This is a genomic window from Pseudomonas sp. HMWF006, from assembly GCF_003061205.1.
Lineage (GTDB): Bacteria > Pseudomonadota > Gammaproteobacteria > Pseudomonadales > Pseudomonadaceae > Aquipseudomonas > Aquipseudomonas monsensis.
In genome coordinates this window covers 1-1,752 of sequence record NZ_QAIU01000119.1, presented here as the reverse complement: position 1 = coordinate 1,752, position 1,752 = coordinate 1, and the positions used below count along the sequence as shown (strand labels likewise).

The window sequence follows — 1,752 nt, the reverse complement described above, 5'->3', positions numbered from 1 at the left end:
AGGAAGAAGGTTTCAAGATCGAGGTCGACGAGGCCAGTCAGAAGCTGTTCACCAGCATGATCGAAAAGCTCGCCGGCAATAAATGGGACGGCGACCGCGACAGCTGGCCCAATGCGCTGGAAGATGCCGACTGGGCGCGTCTGACCACCGATCACAGCCAGTGCACCAACCGCCATTGCCCGAACTTCGGCCAGTGCGCCTTCTACAAGGCTCGCGAAGGCATGGGCAAGGTCGACGTGATCGTCACCAACCACGATATGGTGCTGGCTGACCTGGCCCTCGGCGGCGGTGCGGTGTTGCCGGACCCACGCGACACCATTTACGTGTTCGACGAAGGTCATCACCTGCCGGACAAGGCCATCGGCCACTTCGCTCATTACACGCGCCTGCGTTCCACCGCCGACTGGCTGGAAACCACCGCGAAAAACCTCACCAAACTGTTGGCCCAGCATCCGTTGCCGGGGGATCTCGGCAAGCTGATCGAGCAAGTGCCCGAGCTGGCGCGGGAGATCAAGACCCAGCAGCAGTTCATGTTCACCGCGTGCGAGCAGATTGCCGATTTCAAACCCGGCGAAGACGTCGAAGGTCGCGAGCGGCCACGCCATCGTTTCGTCGGCGGGGTGATTCCCGAGCACATGCGCGAGATGGGCATCGAGCTGAAGAAGGGCTACTCGCGGCTCAATGACCTGTTCACCCGTCTGACCGACCTGCTCAAGGAAGGCATGGACGGCGAGGTCAATATCGGCATCGCCAGCAATCAGGCCGAAGAGTGGTATCCGCTGTTCGGCAGCCTGTTGTCCCGTGCCTCGGGCAACTGGGAGCTGTGGACCGCCTTCACCGCCGAAGACCCGGAAGACAGCCCGCCGATGGCCCGCTGGCTGACGCTGGCCGAAAGCGGTTCGCTGTTCGATATCGAGGTCAACGCCAGCCCGATTCTCGCCGCCGAGACCTTGCACCGCAGCCTGTGGAACGTGGCTTACGGTTGTCTGGTGACGTCGGCAACCCTGACCGCGCTGGGCACGTTCGACCGTTTTCGGATGCGTGCCGGCCTGCCGAAAAAAGCCGTTACCGCTGTGGTGCCGAGCCCGTTCCATCACGCCGACGCCGGCGTGTTGCGGGTCCCCGACCTGAAAGCCGACCCGCGCGATGCCGCCGCTCACACCGCCGCGATCATCCGTGAGTTGCCGGATCTGGTCGAAGGCTCGCGCGGTACGCTGGTGTTGTTCTCCTCGCGCAAACAGATGCAGGACGTGTTCGACGGCCTCGACCGCGACTGGCGCAAGCAAGTGTTCATTCAAGGCAACCTGTCGAAACAGGAAACCCTGAACAAGCACAAGGCGCGGGTCGATGGCGGCGATTCCAGCGTGCTGTTCGGCCTCGCCAGTTTTGCCGAAGGGGTGGACTTGCCGGGCGCCTACTGCGAACACGTGGTGATTGCCAAGATTCCGTTCTCGGTGCCGGACGATCCAGTCGAGGCGGCGTTGTCGGAGTGGATCGAGGCCCGTGGTGGCAATCCATTCATGGAAATCTCGGTGCCGGACGCCTCGCTGAAACTGGTCCAGGCCTGCGGTCGCTTGCTGCGTACCGAAGAAGACCGCGGCACCATCACCTTGCTGGATCGCCGTCTGGTCACCCAGCGCTACGGCAAAGCGATCCTCAATGCGTTGCCGCCATTCCGTCGTGAAATATCCTGAGACAACGGTGGGCAGTTTTGCCCGCCGCGCTGTCTATCTCTCTGCCATGCTTTTCCAT

The 1,752-nt window shown here is 62.4% G+C and carries 1 protein-coding gene; it reads left to right on the top strand.

Going from position 1 to position 1,752, the window contains the following annotated elements; genetic code table 11:
- Nucleotides 1–1,694, top strand: a 1,694-nt coding sequence (gene dinG, locus DBR24_RS04590; RefSeq protein WP_128614041.1) for an ATP-dependent DNA helicase DinG, incomplete at its 5' end; no start/stop codon positions are given.
- Nucleotides 1,695–1,752 lie beyond the last annotated feature (58 nt).